This is a genomic window from Campylobacter sp. 2018MI01 (genome assembly GCF_018501205.1).
Classification (GTDB): domain Bacteria; phylum Campylobacterota; class Campylobacteria; order Campylobacterales; family Campylobacteraceae; genus Campylobacter_E.
The window spans coordinates 1-20589 of record NZ_JAHCZE010000016.1 but is presented as its reverse complement, the minus strand read 5'-3'; the positions used below and the strand labels follow the sequence as shown (position 1 = coordinate 20589).

General features: G+C 29.6%; 13 protein-coding genes. 3 read left to right on the top strand and 10 right to left on the bottom strand.

Annotated features, from left to right (window positions below; all coding sequences use genetic code 11):
• Positions 1–19 precede the first annotated feature (19 nt).
• The 3 genes from dnaE to KJQ97_RS04100 all read left to right on the top strand — a co-directional run bounded on the left by dnaE (position 20) and on the right by KJQ97_RS04100 (position 6838).
• On the top strand, positions 20–4198 hold the full coding sequence (dnaE, locus tag KJQ97_RS04110; RefSeq protein WP_214120041.1) for a DNA polymerase III subunit alpha: 4179 nt from the start codon (positions 20–22) through the stop codon (positions 4196–4198).
• A gap of 504 nt (positions 4199–4702) precedes the next feature.
• Positions 4703–5470, top strand: a complete 768-nt coding sequence (locus KJQ97_RS04105) for a tetratricopeptide repeat protein (protein WP_214120032.1) — start codon at positions 4703–4705, stop codon at positions 5468–5470.
• 399 nt (positions 5471–5869) lie between these two features.
• Complete coding sequence (locus KJQ97_RS04100; protein WP_214120031.1) at positions 5870–6838, top strand: NADP-dependent oxidoreductase; 969 nt, start codon at positions 5870–5872, stop codon at positions 6836–6838.
• Between the two features lie 67 nt (positions 6839–6905).
• On the opposite strand, the gene KJQ97_RS04095 is transcribed toward KJQ97_RS04100, so the two are convergent.
• The 10 genes from KJQ97_RS04095 to mqnF form a co-directional block, all read right to left on the bottom strand.
• Positions 6906–7118 carry a hypothetical protein gene (locus KJQ97_RS04095; protein WP_214116664.1) on the bottom strand — a complete coding sequence of 71 codons (213 nt, stop codon included), beginning with the start codon at positions 7116–7118 and terminating at the stop codon, positions 6906–6908.
• Positions 7108–8130, bottom strand: coding sequence for a DHH family phosphoesterase (locus KJQ97_RS04090; RefSeq protein WP_214120030.1), 1023 nt, complete (start codon positions 8128–8130; stop codon positions 7108–7110). Before KJQ97_RS04090 ends, KJQ97_RS04095 begins: the two co-directional genes overlap by 11 nt.
• A gap of 11 nt (positions 8131–8141) precedes the next feature.
• The gene (gene flhA / locus KJQ97_RS04085; RefSeq protein WP_214116660.1) at positions 8142–10319 is read right to left on the bottom strand and encodes a flagellar biosynthesis protein FlhA; all 2178 of its coding nucleotides are present in this window, start codon (positions 10317–10319) and stop codon (positions 8142–8144) included.
• The gene (locus tag KJQ97_RS04080; RefSeq protein WP_214116657.1) at positions 10319–10717 is read right to left on the bottom strand and encodes an Rrf2 family transcriptional regulator; all 399 of its coding nucleotides are present in this window, start codon (positions 10715–10717) and stop codon (positions 10319–10321) included. Before KJQ97_RS04080 ends, flhA begins: the two co-directional genes overlap by 1 nt.
• 158 nt (positions 10718–10875) lie before the next feature.
• Complete coding sequence (gene carB, locus KJQ97_RS04075) at positions 10876–14040, bottom strand: carbamoyl-phosphate synthase large subunit (RefSeq protein ID WP_214116655.1); 3165 nt, start codon at positions 14038–14040, stop codon at positions 10876–10878.
• Position 14041: 1 nt separating this feature from the next.
• Positions 14042–15304: a dihydroorotase gene (locus KJQ97_RS04070; protein ID WP_214120029.1), complete on the bottom strand. Its 1263-nt coding sequence runs from the start codon at positions 15302–15304 to the stop codon at positions 14042–14044.
• Position 15305: 1 nt separating this feature from the next.
• Positions 15306–16181 carry an aspartate carbamoyltransferase catalytic subunit gene (locus tag KJQ97_RS04065; RefSeq protein WP_214120028.1) on the bottom strand — a complete coding sequence of 292 codons (876 nt, stop codon included), beginning with the start codon at positions 16179–16181 and terminating at the stop codon, positions 15306–15308.
• 178 nt (positions 16182–16359) lie between these two features.
• Positions 16360–18438: an RNA degradosome polyphosphate kinase gene (locus KJQ97_RS04060; protein WP_214116649.1), complete on the bottom strand. Its 2079-nt coding sequence runs from the start codon at positions 18436–18438 to the stop codon at positions 16360–16362.
• Positions 18439–18447: 9 nt separating this feature from the next.
• A complete protein-coding gene (mnmA, locus tag KJQ97_RS04055) occupies positions 18448–19452 on the bottom strand; it encodes a tRNA 2-thiouridine(34) synthase MnmA (RefSeq protein WP_214120027.1) in 1005 nt (334 codons plus the stop codon).
• Positions 19449–20589: aminofutalosine deaminase family hydrolase (mqnF, locus tag KJQ97_RS04050; RefSeq protein ID WP_214120026.1), on the bottom strand; the 1141-nt coding region annotated here is incomplete at its 5' end. The genes mnmA and mqnF, both read right to left, overlap by 4 nt.

Below are 20589 nucleotides of genomic sequence, written 5' to 3'. Positions count from 1 at the left end.
AAATAGCCCTAAAGGATAAATTATGGATTTTACACATTTACATTTACATACAGAATATTCGCTTTTAGATGGCGCAAATAAAATTGATGAATTAGCAAAAAGATTAAAAGAGTTAAATTTTAAATCTTGTGCAATAACTGATCACGGGGTTATGTTTGGAGCAATTCATTTTTATAAAAGTATGAAAAAGCACGGAATTAAGCCTATTATTGGATTTGAAGGCTACTTGCACGATGATGATGATTTAAGCAGCACTGCAACCAATCGCCGTTGGCATATATGTTTATTTGCTAAAAATCAAAAAGGCTATGAAAACCTTATGTATCTTACTTCAAGAGCTCATATAGATGGTTTTTATTATCGCCCTAGAATTAATAAAAAATTATTAAAAGAATATAGCGAAGGTATAATTTGTAGCTCTGCTTGTCTTGCAGGTGAGATTAATTGGCATTTAAATGATAAAGAAGTTCGTCGCAATGGAAAAACAAATGCTGATATGGGTGCTAAAGGCTATGAAGGTGCAAAAGCAGCCGCACTTTGGTATAAAGAAGTTTTTAAAGATGATTTTTATCTTGAAATTATGAGAATGGGTATAAATTCTCAATTAAATATAGATACAAATATACTTAAATTAGGAAGAGAATTAGGCATAAAAGTAATAGCTACAAACGATTCGCATTATACTTATAAAGATAGGGCTCAAGCTCAAAATATCTTTATGGCAATTAGCACAGGAGATATTGTAGGGGTTGATCCTGAAAGTGATGAAGCCAAAAAAGACAATGGCTTAAGACATACAATGAGTGAAATCTATGTAAAAAGCGCTGAAGAAATGCACGAATTATTCCTTGATGTGCCTGAAGTTGTGCAAAATACTCAAGAAATAGTTGATAAATGCAATTTAGAGCTAAACTTAGGAAACCCTACTCCACCAAATTTTAAATTCGCTCTTGAATACGCTGAAAAAATCGGCTTAGAATTGCCTAGTCAAGATATGTTTAGCTTTAGCAATGATGATGTATTGTTTGAAAGGCTTTGTTGGGATGGGCTTAATAAGCGTTTAGTATATATTGATGAGAGCAAACACGAAACCTATAAAGAGCGTTTAAGAACTGAAATAAATATTATTAAAAATATGCGTTTTAGTGGTTATATGCTAATCGTTCATGATTTTATAAAAGCTGCTAAGGATATGGGTATTCCTGTTGGACCTGGTAGGGGCTCTGCTGCAGGTTCATTGGTATCGTTTTGTTTAGAAATAACTGATTTAGACCCACTTCCTTATAATCTACTTTTTGAGCGTTTTTTAAATCCTGAGCGTGTATCTATGCCTGATATTGATGTGGATTTTTGTCAAAATAGGCGTGAAGAAGTAATTGATTATGTTGTAAAAAAATATGGTCGCTATAACGTAGCTCAAGTAATTACCTTTGGTAAATTACTTGCAAAAGGTGTTATTCGTGATGTTGCAAGGGTTTGTGATTTACGCATAAAAGATGCTGATACTTTAGCAAAATTAGTCCCTGATGAGCTAAAAATCACTCTAAAAGATGCTTACGAAAAAAACCCTGATATTAAGGCTTTCATTGAAGATTTAGACAATCGTGCAGAGTATAAAAATATAGTTTGCCACCCTGATGACGTAAGGGGCAAAAGCAAAATCGGAACTAGGGTTTGGGAGTATTCATTAGCACTTGAAGGACTTAATAGAAACGCAGGAATGCACGCTGCTGGAGTGGTGATTTCAAACGAAGAATTATGGAAAAAAACCCCATTATTTAAACAACCAAAATCAGACGCATTAGTAACTCAATATATGAAAGATTATCTTGAAGATGTTGATTTGATTAAGTTTGACTTCTTAGGACTTAAAACTTTAACCGTTATTGATAATGCTATAAAACTCATTAAAAAACGCCATAATATAGATATAGACTGGAACAAAATTGATGTAAATGATAAAGGCGTTTATGATTTAATTCAAACAGGAAATACTCTTGGGATTTTCCAAATAGAAAGCTCGGGAATGCAGGATTTAAATGCTAGGCTTAAGCCAACTTGCTTTGAAGACTTAATCGCTGTTTTAGCACTTTATCGTCCAGGGCCACTTGATAGTGGAATGGTTGATGATTTTATAGATATTAAGCACGGAAGAAAACCAGCTGTATATGCTTTCCCTGAATTAAAGCCAATTTTAGAGCCAACTTATGGAGTTATTGTATATCAAGAGCAAGTTATGCAAGTAGTTCAAACCATTGGTGGATTTAGCTTAGGTGGAGCTGATTTGGTTCGTCGTGCTATGGGTAAGAAAAAGCTTGAAGAAATGGTGAAATTAAAAGGAGAATACCTAGAAGGTGCTATAAAACAAGGCTTTGATGAGAAAAAGGCTGATGATTTATGGGAGCTTATCTTAAAATTTGCTGAATACGGCTTTAACAAATCTCACTCAGCAGCCTATGCTCTAGTAGCCTTTCAGACGGCTTATCTTAAAAAATATTATGAAACAGAATTTATGGCAGCATTACTAACTAGCGAAGAAGGAAAAGTTGAAAAAATTGAAAAATATAAAGATGAGCTAGATAGATTAGGAATAGAGCTTTTACCACCTAATATAAACGATGGCACAAGGGAATTTAACGTTACTATAAAAGATGGAAAAGCTGCTATTGTCTATGGGCTTGGCTCAATTAAGAGCTTTGGAATTCCTAGTGCTGAAGGACTTGCAAAAGCTAGAGCAAATAAGCCATTTAGCGATATGAAAGACTTTATTGCAAGGGCTGATGCTGCTTATATGAATAAAAAAGGTTTAGAAGCTTTAGCTAAGACTGGTTGTTTTGAATGTATTGGGATTAATAGAAAAAGTGCTTTAAATGCAATTGATTATATTATTAATGAGTTTAAAGCAAAAAAAGAGCATGATAAAAGATTGCAAGAGAGTTTATTTTCTCAATTTGAAACAGAATATCATAGTAGTATTGATATTACAAACCAAGAAGAATTTAGCGTAGCAGAATTAGCCGAGTTTGATAAAGAATATTTAGGAATATATCTTGGCTCACACCCGCTAGATGAGTTTAAAAAAGAAATTAAATCAATTGAGCATTATAAAAGTAGTGATTTTGAGAATTTAGATGATGGGGAATATCAAGCATTTTGCTTAGGAATTATTGAAGAAGTTGATTTTAAACAAAGCAAAAGCGGTAAAAGCTATGCAAATATTAAAGCGCTTGATTATTATTCAAATTTTAATATTTTATGTTTTAACCCTGATTTAATAGATGTTTTAGCATCAAAATATAAAGCAATGAACCTAGCAGCTCAAGATGTAAAAACCAAAAAATCTCTTTACGCATTTATTTTAAATCTTAAAAGAGATAATGCAAAAAATACTTTATTTTTAAATAATTTAATAGAAGTAAATGCTAGTGAAATAGGTGTAAATACTGATGATAAAAACGCTCTTGGATATGAAGTGTTTAGTAAAAAGGGTGGTAAGAAAATTAAGGGCGATATTAAAAGATTTTCTCATCTAACTCAAAATATTGAATACTTAAAAAGTAGCGATTTTAACAAGGCTGATTATGGAGATTACAATGCTTTTTGCTTAGGAATAGTAACTGAAGCAGAATTTAAAGTAAGCAAAAAAAATAAAGCCTTTGCTAAGCTTAAAGTGGTTGATGAAGGTGGAGAATTTGATATTTTATGCTTTAATGATGAAGTGTATAAAAAGCTAGAAAATGAGTTTTTTAGTAAAGAAAAAGAAGAGAATTTATATGGATTTGAAGTTAGTTTAAGAGCTGATGAGAATGGAGTTGGGGTATTTATTGATGATTTTTTCTTAATTACTAACGAGCTTATAAAAGAGCCAAGTGAGAATAAAAACTCATTAGGTTATGTGGTATTTGAAAAACGAATAGCAAAACCAAGAAGGCAGTATTCTAAAGAAAATAAAGAAGAATTCACGCAAAACCCAAAAGCCTTTGAAGGAGAATTCATACAAATTGATTTATTAAATATCAGTGCAGAGATTTTGCAAGAAATCACAAGATTGATTAAAGAAAATTTAAGTCAAAATGTAAGTGCAAAAGAAATAGTTTTAGAATTTTTAGATGATTCTTGTGTGAATAAGTATTCAAGAAGATTTGGTTTAAATAATGAAGCTATAGAGAAAATAAAGGAATTATCAAAAATTAGCTAAAAAATTAATATTTAAATTCTAGTGGATAAAGAATTTATAAAATAAACTATAAGACTTTATCCACTAAATAATCTTTTAATTTTATAACTAACTTAGATAAAAGTAAAAGAATTTAAAACATAGATTTTTAATAAGTCCTTATTAAGTATAAAATGCTAGTTAAGTAACATAAAATAAGTTGTATAAAAATTTTAAAAAAGCTTTAGAATTAGGCGTTTGCTAGTATTTTTTAAAGTTAGATAAGACTTAAAGCTTTCAAAACTAAAATAGATTTTTCTTACATGGTTTAAACTGATTAGCTAAGTGTAAGCTCTCATAAAGCAAACCAATCAGCTAAAACAAGTGTGCTTAAAACCTTTGCTTGTTATGATTTTTATAAAAAAAGCAATACGCAAAAATACCTAAAAGAATACGAAAATCAAATTCTAAACAAAATAATAAATGCTTAAAATAATAATTTAAAATGACAAATTAGTATAATTTACTTCCGAAAAAGGAGATAAATTGAAAAAGTTATTGTGTTTTATACTTTTAAGCATTTGCATTATCGGTTGTTCTAAAACAAATATGCTAGAAAAAATCAAATGCGATCAAGATGATTACATTGCTTGCGTTCTCTTAGGTTCTAATTATAAAGATAATTATGGTTATCAAAAGGCTGCACAACTAGCTACAAAAGCTTGTAATGATGAAGATTTTGAAGCTTGCTATCATTTAGGAGTTTTATATGAAAACGCACAAGGAGTAGAGCAAGATTACACTAAAGCATTTAATCTTTATAAAAAATCTTGCGAAGGTGGGTTTATTTATAGTTGTAATAATTTAGCTGGTTTATATGTTAGCGGAAATGGCACAAAACAAGACTATGCAAAAGCAGTAAAGCTTTATACTAAAACTTGTAGTGATGAGTATGCTGTTAGCTGTTATAATTTGGGATTTTTATATAATGTTGGAGTGGGTGTAAAGCAAGATTATACAAAAGCAATTCAATTTTATACAAAAGCTTGTGATAAAAATTATGCGAGTGCTTGTAGTAATTTAGGAACTTTATACCAAAAAGGCGAAGGTGAAAAACAAGATTTTGTTAAGGCTGTAATATTCTATCATAAAGCTTGTGAGAAAAATAATGCAATAGGTTGTATCAATTTAGGGTTTATGTATTTTAAAGGACAAGGTATAAAGCAAGATACTCAAATAGCTAAACATTTTTTCAATAAAGCTTGTGATTTAGGCAACAATATAGGTTGTGAGAATGCTATGCAACTTAAATAAATAGATTTAATTATTCTATATAAAAAATAGTGATTTAATGTAATTGCTATATATAAATTTAACTAAGTAAGAATATTTTTGCTTAGTTAAAAATAAAATTAGCTTTATAAAAAGTGTGTTAAAAACACAAAAACATTTTTATTTGTAACGAGCGTAAATAAATCAATTTTGTTTTATGAAAAGCTTGGGTTTTGCATAGAACAAAAATAAGAGATTAAAAAACTTTTTTTCAAGTGAAAATGTCTAGATTAGGCTACAAGATATAAATAGGATTAAAGAAGAGTTTTTGTTTCTAGCAAATCTAAAGGTAGCTATGAAATAAAAGAATTTGTAATGCAAGATTTTAATGGCTATGTATATATAATTGCATAAAAAAATAATTAAATTTAAAGGAAAATTATGAAAGCAGCAGTTTTAAATAATTTTAAAAGTGATTTAGAAATAAAAGAAATTGATATTCCAAAAATAACAGATGATGAAGCTTTAATTAAAGTAACTTATGCAGCCGTAAATCCACTAGATAATCTTATAAAAGATGGCGCAATAAATATAATAACTCCTTATAAATTACCACTAATTTTAGGTAATGAATTAGTAGGAGTTATAACTAGCATAGGTAAAAATGTAAAAGAATTTAAAGTTGGGGATAGAGTTTATGCAATGTGTGAAAAAGCATTTGCTGAATATGTAGCGATAAATCATAAGTATATAGCAAAAGTGCCTGAATATTTAAAAGATGATGAAGCAGCTTGCGTGCCACTAGCCTCTTTAACATTTTTACAAGCTATTAAATTAATGAATGCTAAAAATGAAAACTCAATATTTATTTCTGGAGCTAGTGGGAGTTTTGGAAATCTTGCTTTGCCACTTGCAAAAGAATTTAAAATATATGCTAGCGGAAATGCTAATTTTAAGCAAAAAGCCTTAGAATTAGGTGTTTGCGAGTATTTTACAAAAAACGATGATTATACAAAAATTAAAGTAGATTTTGTAATAGATTGCATTGGTGGAAATGAAACTTTTAAGCAGTTTAAAATCCTAAATAAAGGCGGAAAGCTAGTATCTTTAAAGGGTATGCCTGATACGAAATTTGCTAAAAGCTTGAAGCTTTCAAAACTAAAGCAGATTTTATTTTATTTTGCAGGACTTAAACTAAACAATGCCGCTAAAAAAGTAGGCTGTGAGTATCATTTTATGTTTGTTAATAAAAACGGCGAAGAACTTAAGCAAATATCTTCTATGCTAGATAATATAAAATACCGCCCATCAGTCGGTGAGATTTTTAGCCTAAATGATATAAACCAAGCTTTAAAAAGTGTAAAAAATAACAATAAAATCGGTAAGGTTTTGATTAATTTAAATAATTAGAATGCTTATAAAATATCTTTCTAATTTAAATTCTAAGAATTTAAATTAGACTAATTATATTTATATTTTAGTTAAAAAACTCAGGGTGTTTGTCTTTTAATAAAGCCATAGTTTCTAAAATAAGCTCAAAATCATCTTCACTCTTAGCTTCATCAATTAGCTCAAGATAAGTAAATGCAGCCTTTTCTAAGCAATTTTTCTTAACTCCTGCATAATACAAAGCAGCTTTGTGCATTAAAGCAATCTCATACATTAAATCTTCAATTTCTTCATTTTTCATTAAATTTCTCCAAATAAGTTTTAGTTTGTTCGTAAATCTTAGAATATATACTACTATCTTTATAACTTGTAAATATCCCACCACTAGCATTTGCGTGACCGCCACCATTAAAAGCCGTTTTTGCAAATAAGCTAACATCAATTTTATTATTAGCCCTAAGAGAGATTTTCTTGCCAGGATTAATTTCTAAAAAGAAATCATATTCAGGATTTTTGACTAAAAAATCATTTCCTATAACGCTAACATTTCCTATATCATAGACTAATAAGCCTTTTTTATCTTTATAATAAATCGTATAATCTTGCTTATTTTCGCTTAAAATCCTTACTAAATAATCGCTTATTAAATTACACAAAGTATCGTTTTTGTCATTTTTAAAAAACTCTTTTTTAATACTATGAGTTGCATCTTCTAAAGCAATATTTGGATTTTCAAGATGAAAATATTCTCTAGCTTTGTTTAATAAAAAGAACATATAAGCGTGATTTTGCTTAGCAAACATAGTTCTATTTATCTCCTTACTGCTAGCAATTATTTGCATTAAGATTTTGCCTAATTCAAAATATTTGCTATCACTTAGCCAAATATCAATGCTATTTATAATATCTACCATTAGGCTTAGCTCTTTATTTTCTCCAAAAATTTTGCTAAAAAAATCATAAGTAATCTTAGTAGCACATCTTGAACTATCTAAAAAATACCAAGGATATTTTTCCATACAAGCTTTGCCTGTTTGATGATGGTCAAGCAATAATAATTTTGCGTGATTTAGCCTTGAAACCCTAGAAGTAAATTCTTCGCAAACACTTTCAATAGGATTTACATCAGTTATTAAAATAAGAGCAAATTCATCAGGATTTGCTTCTACTTTTATCATAATTTCTTCAAATTTTTCTTCAATTTCTTTGCCATAATTAGAATTATAAAATTCACAATCCTTAAAATAATTAGCTACCACATATTGGCAACCATATCCATCTAAATCAGTGTGGCTTAGGTGATATATTTTCATTATTTTCCTTTCTAAATTGCTGCATCAACATTACCTATATTATCAAAATCAGCGTTATTTGCAATCTCGCTATAAGCAAGAACAACAACTTGTTTTAACCCAAATCTTTCACAAATCTCTTTTATCTTTCTTCTAAGACTAGGTTCTACTAATAATATAAAAGTATTTGAATGCATATTATAATGCTCTTTTACTTTATCGCTAATTGCTGTATATAAAGCGTGGGTTTGCTCTGTATTGATTGCTAGGGTTGTTGTGCCGTTCTTATTAGTTACTAGCATTTCCAATAAACGCCTATTCACTTGCATTGATAGTGCATAAAATTGTAGTTTGTTATTATCATCTAAATACATATTAGTAATTACTCTATTAAGACTAGCTCTTACATGATCTGTTATTGTATCAATATCTTGAGTATAAGGCACTAAATCAGATATTGTTTCTAATATACTTATCATATCTTTTATTGGAATTTGCTCTTTTAATAATTCTTTTAATACCTTTTGTATAAGACCTATTGAAGTGATTTTCAATACTTCTTCAACCAACACACTTTGAGTAAGCTTTAATCTATCTAATAAAGAATTTACTTCTTGCCTTGTTAAAAGTTCGGCTGCGTGTTCTTTAACCAATTCACTTAAATGCGTGCTAATTACTGCACCAGGATGAACCACTACATAACCACTCATTGTAGCTTTATTTTTTTCACTTGGGTCAATCCAAATAGCTTTTGAACCAAAAGCAGGTTCTATTACTTCTATTCCTTCTATTTCATCGGTTTCATCAAAACCATTATCAATTGCTAAAAATTTATCAGGATATATAATATTTTTTGCAATTGAAATTCCTTTAATTCTAAAATCATATTCATTAGGGTCTAACTGAATATTGTCAATTATTCTAATATCTTGCATTAAAAAGCCTAGATTTTTAGCTATTGTTTGACGCATTGTTGGAATTCTATCTATTAAATCACTTTCAGCAACTTTTACTAAAGAATATCCGATTTGTAATTCAAGCATTTCAAGATTTAAGCTTTCTTCGTTTTTCTTTTTACGCTCTGCTGCAATTTCAGCTTCACTTTTTCTAGGTGGTGTTGTGCTTTGAGCTGGTGCTGCTCCACTTGTGTTTGGCTGTTGAGCTGCTCCTTTTTGCTTTGGTTTAGGACTTAATAAATCTTCATCTTTAGTCTTCATAAGTAAAAAGCCAAGCCCACCAAATACAAAAGCCATAAAACCTAGTGAAATAGTAGGAAGACCAGGAACTAAAGCAAATACGAACAAAATAAATCCAACTATAAATAAAGTTTTATAATCTCCAAATAATTGCTCTAAAGATTTTTCAGCAAATGGTTTTTCTTCTTTACTTGCACGAGTAATAATTATAGCTGTTGCTGTTGAAGTGATTAATCCTGGGATTTGAGATACAAGTCCATCTCCTATAGTTAAAATAGTATAACTAGAAGCAGCAGCATTTAATTCTAAATCGTGCTGAAACATACCTATTAAAAGTCCGCCAACTATATTAATAATAGTGATGATTATACCTGCAACTGCATCACCTTTAATAAATTTAGAAGAACCATCCATAGCTCCATAAAAGTTCGCTTCGCCTATTATTTCTTGACGCCTTTCTCTAGCTTGTTCTTCTGTAATAAGTCCTGCATTTAAATCAGCATCAATTGCCATTTGTTTTCCTGGCATTGCATCTAGCGTAAATCTAGCTTGAACTTCACTAACACGAGTTGAACCCTTTGTAACAACCATAAAATTAATTAATACTAAGATACAAAATACAACAACCCCTATTACATAGTTTCCGCCTACAACAAATTCTCCAAAACTAGCAATTATATCACTAACCGCAGCAGGACCTTCATGCCCTTTGCTTAAAATCATTCTAGTGGTTGCGATATTAAGGCTTAGTCTAAAAAGAGTAATTATTAAAATTAATGTTGGAAAAGTAGTCAAATCAGTCGGTTTTGGAATATACATAGCTATTAAAATCATCAAAACCGATATAGCAATACTAAGTGCTAAGCAAAAATCAAGTATTCCAGATGGTAAAGGAACGATAATAATTGCTAAAATAGCAACTATTAAACCTACCATAGAAAGACTTTTAAATTTTACAAGTGGCTCTAAATAAGGAGCTACTAGGCTTAGCATAGTATTTTTTTGTTTTGCCATTATTTTAAAATCTGCTCTAAGGTAATATCAGTTAAAAAAGAATTTATTTTATCTTGTAAGTTGGTAATTATAGGATATATTTTACAAGTATCGTGCCTATTACTAGGACACTTATCATCTCCTGTGCATTCAAAAACTAAAGGCTCTTTTTTTTCAGCAGATATTATGACATCTTTTATATTTATTAAATTTGGTTCTTTTGCCAGAATAAAACCACCATTAATACCTTTATAAGATTTTAAAATATGCGCTCTTGCTAAATTTTGTAATATTTTTGCTAAAAAGCTTCTTGGTATATTTAATTCACTTGCTAAAGTATCTACATCTATTGGACTTTTATGTTTTGCAATGTAAATTAAACTAATTAAAGCATATTCACTAGCTCTTGTAAATAACATTGTTTTCCTTAAAATATTTTTATTTAAATCTTAACTTTTTTTATTTAATACATAGACTAAGCAATAATCATTCTTGATTAGGAGTTTAAAAAATATTTATTTTATACTAAAATTAAAAAGGAATTTAAACTCAAAAAATGAGTTTAAATTCTTAAAAATTATAAAGAATACACGCTTAATGATATTTCTTCTAAAGCCTTTAAATAAGCTTTTGCAATATCAAGATTTGTAAAGCTTGCAACCTTACTCTCACTTGCTGCGCGTCTTATTTTAAATCCATCACTAAGGCTATTTTTTGCATCTCTTGGGGTATTAATTACTAATGTAATTTCTCCATTAACAATTTTTGAAATTATGTCATCTTCATCGCCTAATTTATTAACACTAATTGCATTAATTCCGTGATTATTAAAATAAATTGCTGTATTTTTAGTAGCTAAGATTTTATAACCTAAGTTCATAAATCCACGAGCAAGCTCAAGTGAATCAGCCTTATTTTTATCATCAATACTAAATAATACTCCGCCAAATTCTTCTATCCTAACGCCACTTGCAACAAGACCTTTATAAAGTGCTTTGTTTGCACTTGTGCTAGTTCCCATAACTTCTCCAGTGCTTTTCATCTCAGGCCCTAAAACTGTATCCACTAAAGATAATTTTGAGAAGCTAAATACAGGAACTTTTACATAATACATTCCTTGTATTTCTTCAAATTCTTTAGTAATTCCTTGCTCTTTTAAGCTTATTCCTAAAGCAGCTTTTAAAGCTATATTTGCTAGGTTTTTATTAATTACTTTACTTAAAAACGGCAATGTTCTTGAAGCTCTTGGATTTACTTCTAATACATAAAGCTTGTTTTCAAAATATACAAATTGTATATTTAAAAGCCCTTTAATCTTTAAAGCAAGTGCAAGTTTTTTAGTGTAATTAATAATTTCTTCTTTTACCTCATCACTTATACTAACGCTTGGAGTTATTGCTGTGCTATCTCCACTATGCACACCTGCTCTTTCAATATGCTCTAAAATACTTGGTATATAAACATTTTCTCCATCACAAATAGCATCTACTTCAAGCTCTTTTCCACATAAATATTTATCAATTAATATAGGTTTATCAAGGCTTACTTCTGTTGCTTCTTGCATATATTTTTTAAGTTCTTCATCGTTAAATACAACTTGCATAGCTCTACCACCTAAAACAAACGATGGACGAACTAATACAGGATAGCCTATTAAATTAGCATTTTTAATAGCTTCATCAACACTAATTGCAGTAATTCCTTTAGGCTGATTTAAGCCTAAATCACTCATTAATTTTTCAAATAATTTTCTATCTTCAGCAGTATTTATGCTATCTAAACTTGTGCCTAAAATCTTAACTCCATTTGCTTCTAAAAACTCAGCTAAATTAATAGCAGTTTGACCACCAAAACTAACAATTACTCCTAAAGGTTTTTCAATATTAATAATTTCTAAAACTTCTTCATTGCTTAAAGGCTCAAAATAAAGCTTATTAGCTACGCTATAATCAGTTGATAATGTTTCAGGATTGTTATTAATTATTATTGCTTCATAGCCCATTTCTTTAATAGCCCAAATAGCATGCACGCTAGAATAATCAAACTCAATTCCTTGACCAATTCTAATAGGACCACTTCCTAAAACTATTATTTTTTGCTTATTGCTAATTTCATTTGTGTCTTTAAATTCTTTATTATAAGTTGAATAAAAACTTGGAATTAGATTTTTATAATCCATCGGCTGAACGCATTTATAAATAGGTCTTATATTGTTTTTAGCTCTTAATTCATACACTTCTTTTTGCTTGCATTCCCAACGATGTGCGATAATTTTATCAGCTAGTCCTATTTGCTTAGCTTTTGTAAGTGCTTGAATATCAAATTTTTTCTCTTTTAATTCGTGTTCTGTGTCAATGATTTGCTTAAATGTATCTATAAATAATCTTTGCATTTTAGTAAGATTCATAATCTCATCAACACTAATTCCACGCCTTAAAGCTTCTCCTATGAAAAATATTCTTTCATCTCCAGCTTTAATTAAACGCTTTTTGATTTTTTCATCTGTGTATGTTTCGCCGTTTTTAAGACCTAGATGACAAATTCCATATTCAAGTGATTTAATAGCTTTTAAAATACTTTCAGCTAGGCTAGTTCCTAAGCCCATTACTTCACCCGTTGCTTTCATTTGAGTGCCTAAATAACGATTAGCATCTTTAAACTTATCAAATGCAAATCTAGGAGCTTTAGTAACTATGTAATCAAGATTTGGTTTATACTCAAGATAGCTTAAACCACTTGCTTCGTTTTTAATCTCATCTAAAGTTTTGCCTATTGCGATTTTTGCTGCGATTTTTGCTATAGGAAATGAAGTTGCTTTACTAGCTAAAGCACTTGAGCGTGAAACTCTAGGATTTACTTCAATAATAAAATATTCTTTTGTAATTGGGTTTAAAGCTATTTGAACATTACAACCACCTTCAATTTTTAATGCTCTTATTAATTTAATAGCAACATCTATCATTTGTTGTTTGATTTTTGGCTCAAGTGTTTGAGTTGGTGCAACAACCAATGAATCACCCGTATGAATTCCAACAGGGTCAATATTTTCCATATCGCAAATTAATATAGCATTATCAGCTCTATCTCTTATAACTTCATATTCAAGTTCTATAAATCCTGCTATTGATTTTTCAATTAAACATTGTCTAGTAGGAGAATAAATTAAGCCTTCGCTAGCTATTTTTTTAAGTTCAGCTTCATTTTCACAAATTCCGCCACCAGTTCCACCCATAGTAAATGCTGGACGAACAACAACAGGATAACCACATTCATTAGCAAAAGAAATTGCACTCTTTGTATTATTTACAATAACACTTGGTGGAACAGGTTCATTTAATTCATTCATTAATGCTCTAAATAATTCTCTATCTTCAGCCTTATTAATAGTATCTAAGCTAGAACCTAATACCTTTATATTATATTCTTTTAAAATCCCTGCTTTATCTAATTCTATTGCCATATTTAAAGCAACTTGTCCGCCTAAGGTAGCCAAGATTGCATCAGGGCGAGTTTTTTTAATAACCTTTGTTACAAATTCTAAAGTAATTGGCTCTATATAAATCTCATCAGCAATATTTTTATCAGTCATAATAGTAGCTGGGTTTGAATTGATTAATATTACATATTTACCTTCTTCTTTAAGTGATAAACAAGCTTGAGTTCCTGCATAATCAAACTCTGCTGCTTGACCAATTATAATAGGACCACTTCCTATAACTAAAATTTTATTTACATCTTGCATTTTATTCTCCTTTAAAAATAATTTTTCCATCACAAATTGTAAGCTCTACTTTTGAGCTTAATACACTTCCTAAATAAGGCGTATTCTTGCCTAAACTAACAATTTCATCTTCTTTTAATTCCCAAGTTTTATCTAAATTAATTACTACAATATCAGCTATCGAACCAACTTTAAGCTCCCCTGCATTTTCTAAATTAAATATTTTTTTAGGATTAGTGCTAAAAGCGTTTAGAATTGTTTCAAGTTTTACTAAATTAGTTTTTACTAATTTTGTATAAAGCAATGAAAACGCAAACTCACTTCCTATAATTCCAAAATAAGCCTTATTAAATCCACCTTGCTTTTCGTCTTTTGAATGTGGTGCATGATCTGTTGCTATTACTTCAATTATGCCTTCATTTAAAGCATTTATTAAATAATCTCTATCAGCTTTGCTTCTTAAAGGCGGGTTCATCTTCCACATTCCATTATCTTCTTTAATATCTTCATCACAAGAAATTAAATGATGTGGAGTTACTTCGCAACTTATATTTACTCCAAGTTTTTTGCCAAACTCAACCATCGCAACACTTTCTTTAGCACTTATATGGCATACATGATAATTTGAATTGCATTCTTTACAAAGCAGCATATCTCTTGCAACTTGCACGCTCTCGCTTGAACTTGAAATTCCTTTAATTCCTAATTTTTTAGACTGAACTCCATCGTGCATATGACCGCCTTCAACTAGGTCTAAATCTTCGCAATGTGCAATTACATATTTATTTAATTTCGCACATTCTTTCATTGCATCTTTCATAATTTTTGCATTTGCAACACCTCTTCCATCATCGCTAAACGCAAAAACAAAAGGAGCTAATTGGCTAAAATTAACTAAGCTTTGACCTTTTTCTTCCATAGTAATAGCTCCATAAGGAAGAACTTTCATACAAGAATCTTTTTGAATTAAATCTAATTCAAGTTTTAAATTCTCTAAAGTATCAGGCACAGGTTTTAGATTTGGCATAGCACAAGCTGTAGTAATTCCACCTTTTGCATTCGCCATTGAGCCTGTTTTTATACTCTCTTTATGTGAATATCCTGGCTCTCTTAAATGCTGATGAATATCAACAAAACCCGCACTAACAAGCTTACCTTTAACATCAATTATTTCTCCACTATAATCAATATTAGGAGCTATTTTTACTATTTTTTTACCTTCAATTAAAATATCAGTTTTAACAAATTTATTATCTATAAATGCATTACAATTTTTAAGAAGCATTTTAAATCCTTTCATATACATAATCAAGTATTGCCATTCTAGCAAATACACCATTACTCATTTGGGTAAAAATCTTTGATTTTTCACATTCAACCAAGCAACTATCAATCTCTACTCCACGATTAATTGGGGCTGGGTGCATTATGATTGCATCATTTTTTAATCTTTTATAATTATTAGTTGTAAGTGCGAAAGATTTTCTATATTTTTCTAAATCTAATTCGTTTTTATCGTGTCTTTCGTGTTGAATGCGTAAAAGCATACAAACATCAACCTCATCTATAATTTCATCTAATTTATAGTATTCATTATAAGAATTATCTTGATAAATAGGAGGTGCAGCTAAAAATACTTTAGCTCCAAGTCTTTCAAGCGCATCTTTATTTGATTTTGCTACACGAGAATTTTTTATATCTCCAACTATTGCTATTTTTAAACCATTAAAAGTATTAAAATGCTCATAAATCGTTACTAAATCAAGCAAACATTGAGATGGGTGTGCTCCACTTCCATCACCTGCATTAACCACTTTAGCATTAAGTCCTACTAAATCATCAAAATAATTATTTTGTTTATGTCTAATTACTAAAACGCTAGTTCCAAGACTTTCAAAAGTCTTACAAGTATCATATAAACTCTCGCCTTTATTTACACTTGAACTACTAGCAGAAAAATTAAGCACTCTAAAGCCAAGCTTAAGCTCAGCAACTTCAAAACTTGTCCTTGTTCTTGTAGAATCTTCAAAAAATAAATTAGCTATGATTTGATTTTCATAATTTTTAAAAAAGCCATCGTGTTGTTTGTAATACAAAGCTTTTTTTATAAGCGTATAAAAATCATCATTGCTAAGATTTTTAGTTGTTAAATAATCACGCATTGTCCTTCTCCCACGAGAGTAAGGCCTAACCGCCATTAGAAAACAATTTTAAATAAAGGGGATTGTATAAGTGAAGTTCAAAAAAATCTGTCAATAATAATATTTTAAACTTAAAATAAAATTAATTTTTATAAATTTTAGTAAAAATATATTTTAGGAATTTAAATTCCTAAAATATTTAATTCTCTCTAAAGAATTTTTGTGCCATTTGATTGGCTTTTGCTTTATCACGACCTTTTTTAAAGCTTTTATAAATTCCACTTACATAGTTTTCAAAAGTTTCTTGAGAATCAAGAGCCTTTTCATCTTTTTCTATCTTGGTATAAATTCCATTCTCATCAAGCGTGTAAGCTAATTGATTATCACTTAATTGAAGTCTTAAAATCTCTGCTAATTTAGCGTGCAAACTCTCATTTAATATAGGTGTCATTAGTTCAAGCCTACGCTCAAGATTTCTTGGCATCATATCAGCACTGCTTATATAATATTGCGGAGTTGCGTGTTTAAAATAAAAAATCCTAGCGTGTTCAAGATATTTTCCAACTATACTTCTTACTCTTATATTTTCGCTAAAGCCTTTAAGATTTGGTTTAAGACAACAAATCCCACGAACTATTAAATCAATGCTTACACCTTTATTTGATGCTTCATAAAGTGCTTTTATAATGTCTTCATCAACAAGCGAGTTCATCTTCATTATAATTTCACCCTTTTTACCTGCTAGGCTTTCAGTTTTTATCATTTTTAAAATCTGCTCTTTTATCTGAAACGGGCTCATTGATAGAGTTTTTAAGCGTTTATTTTTGCAATAGCCTGTAAGTATGTTAAAAAACGCTGTAATATCAGTATTTGCTATATCAAAATTAGATGTAAAAAAGCTAATATCAGTATATACTTTAGCAGTTGCTGCGTTATAATTACCCGTGCCTAAATGTGCGTAGAATTTAAGCGTGCCATCGTCTAATTGGCGAATTACTTGAGTAATTTTTGCATGCACTTTAAACCCTGCTATTCCATATACTACATGAGCTCCTGCGTTTTCTAATTCTTTTGCCCAATAAAGGTTATTTTCTTCATCAAAACGAGCCTTTAATTCAACCATAACCGTAACTTGCTTTCCATCATTAGCTGCGTCCATTAAAGCCTTAATAATTTGCGAGTTTTTTTCTAAGCGATATAGGGTCATTCTAATTGATATTACTTTTGAATCTTTGCTAGCTTCTTTGATAAAACTTGCAACTGGGTCAAAACTCTCATAAGGCTGATAACATAAAATATCTTGCTTATCAATTACTTCAAATATACTTACATTCTCATCAAATGGTGGCAAAATCTTAGGCACATAAGAAGCATTGCATAAATGACTTAATTGCTTATTATTTACGATTTGTAGCATTGATGATAGGGCTAATGGGGTTTTGTATTCGTAAATATCTTTATTAAATACTTTTAAATGTATGCTTAAAAAGTTTTTAATCTCTTCACTAGCACCGCTTTCAATTTGAATTCTAACATAAGCACCTTTTCTTCTAAGTTTTAAGCCTTGCTCAAGTAGCATCATAAAATCATCTGCTTCTTCTTCCTCAATTATAATATCAGCATTCCTAGTTACTCTAAAAGCTGCACTTTCTACCATAGTAAAACCTGGGAAAATATCTTCTAAATGCTCTTTTACCACACTTTCAATAGGAACGAAAAGCCCCCTATCAGCTTCAAAAAATCTAGGCAATACTCTAGGAATTCTAACCATAGCGAATTTATCGTGCTTTTCATCTTCGCTTTTTAACTTAACAGCTAGTGAGAAAGATAGGTTATTAAGTGGTGGAAATGGGTGCGTTGAATCTACTGCAATAGGAACAATTACTGGCATTATGGTGCTAAAGAAATATTCTTTAGCTTTGCCTTTTTGATTTCTTGTTAAATCATTATAAGTTTTAAGCTCCACACCCACTTTTGCTAATTCGCTCATTATAGAAAAATAATTTTGTTCTAAAGTGTCTTTTTCTGCGTGTAAATATTCACGAATAGCGTTTAATTGCTCTAATGGTGGTAGTTCATTTTGTGGCACTACTCCTGCTGCAAAAAGTTGCTTAAGTCCAGCAACTCTAATCATATAAAACTCATCTAAATTCGTGCAATATATACTAATAAATCTTAATTTTTCTAATAAAGGTATTTTTTTATTGCACTGATCAAGCACCCTTGAATTAAACTTAAGCCACGATAATTCTCTATTAAAAACCAATTCCTTCTTCATTAATTATCCTTAATTTATAAAACCACTTGCTACTACTAAATCACCTTGATAAAATACTGCTAATTGTCCTTTTGCTAAAGCATATACGCTTTCTTCTAATAAAACCTTTTTTTCATTTTTTAGCAATTTACAAGTCACTTCTTTAGTGTTATATCTGATTTTTACCTTGCAATCAATCTCATCAAAATCACAAAAAGCATTTACATTTTTTAATTGAAATTCTTTTACAAATAATTCTTCTTTTGAACCTACTATTATTACATTTTCTTTCGCATCAATTTCTAATACATAATGTGGAGTTAATGCACCTTTTACACTAAAACCACGCCTTTTACCGATAGTATAGTGCATATAACCTTCGTGCTCTCCTACAACTTCGCCCTTAGTATTTTTTACTAAGCCTTTTTGATTAACTTTTACATAATCTTTTAAAATATCGGTGTAATTTGTGGTTACAAAACATATTTCAGAGCTTTCTTTTTGTTCGCTGATTGATTTTAACATAGGGATTTTTAGTGCTTGTTCTTTTATGTCTTTTTTAAATTTATCCCCTAGTGGAAAAAGCACATCATTTAAGCTTTCTTTATTTACATTTGCTAGAAAATATGTTTGGTCTTTGCTTAAATCTACGGCTTTTTTAAGCATATTGTTTTCTATTTGAGCATAATGTCCTGTCGCTAATTTTGCATTTTTGCTTTTAGCATAGTCTAATAATGCTCCTAGTTTTATTTTTTGATTGCATAAAGCACAAGGATTTGGAGTAAGTCCATCTTCATAAGTCTTAATAAATGGATTAAAAACTGCTTTGCTAAATTCATCAGTAAAATCAATAATATCATAAGAAATTCCTAAAAAATCAGCCACTCTTTGTCCATTTTCTATATTTTTTTCGTGATAGTTTAAACGATTGTGTAATTTCATATAAACACCACTTACATTAAAACCTTTTTCTTTAAGCATAAGAGCTGTATAAGAGCTATCAACCCCACCACTCATTGCTAAAACTACATTCATATAATTTCCTTTCCATCTAAATACATATTTTTTATTTTATTCGTTCTTAAAATTATTTGAGCTAATACATTATCCTTATCATAGCCAAAATCATCTAGTAAGATAAAATCTGCCTTAGCACCATTACTTAAAGGCTTTAAGCCATTTAAAAATAAATGAGAATTATCAAAACAAGCCGCCTTATAAATTATGTAAGCTAATTCGTTTAATTCAAATTCATTATGAGTAAATATAAAAGCTCTTAGCTCATCAAACATATTTAAACTATTATTTGAGCTAAGCCCATCTGTGCCTATGCTAAGATTTAAATCATTTGCTAAAAGATTTTTAAGCCTAATTGCACGAGAGCCTAAAAATCTATTTGATTTAGGACAAGTCGTAATTATATGATGAGATTTAAAAATACTAAAATCATCAACATAATTACAATGAGTAAAAATAGCTCTTAAATCATCAAATCCACTTAAAAAATCCTTAGTAATTAAACTAGGATTAAATCTAGCTAAATAATTGCTTAAAGCGTTACTTTTGCCTTGCAAATACTCCTTTTCATAAGCACTTTCTAAAAAATGTGTGCTGATTAATAAATCATTTTTCTTAGCAAAATTAAGTGCGTATTCATAAGTCTTATCACAAATTGAATAAGGACTATGCAATGATATATGATTATTAAGGTTTGAAAATCTTGAAAATCTCTCTTCAAAACTCTTAATATTATTTTTTAAAGTTTCATCATTAGCACCTAAAATCTCGTGAAAAATAATGCTTTTTATCTTGCTATTTGATAGAATTTCTAGGTTTGCTCCAAAACTTGAAATTTCGCCTAGATACCCTACCCCGCTTTGCATTAGAATTTCAATTTGTCTATTAATCTCTTTACTTAATAAATCCTTATTTATTACTTCACGATTTTTGATAATGCTCTCAAGCCATTTTGCAAAATCTCCATAATAAAGCTTAGATAGACAAAACTCCAAATGTGAATGCAAATTGCACAATACAGGGCTTAAAATATATTCGCTTTTATCAATTATTTGAGCGTTTTTGTATTCACTTAAAGTCTTATTAAAATCACATATTTTAATAATCTCTTCATCAAATACTAAAGCTTTATTAGTTTGTAAAAATTCATCTTGG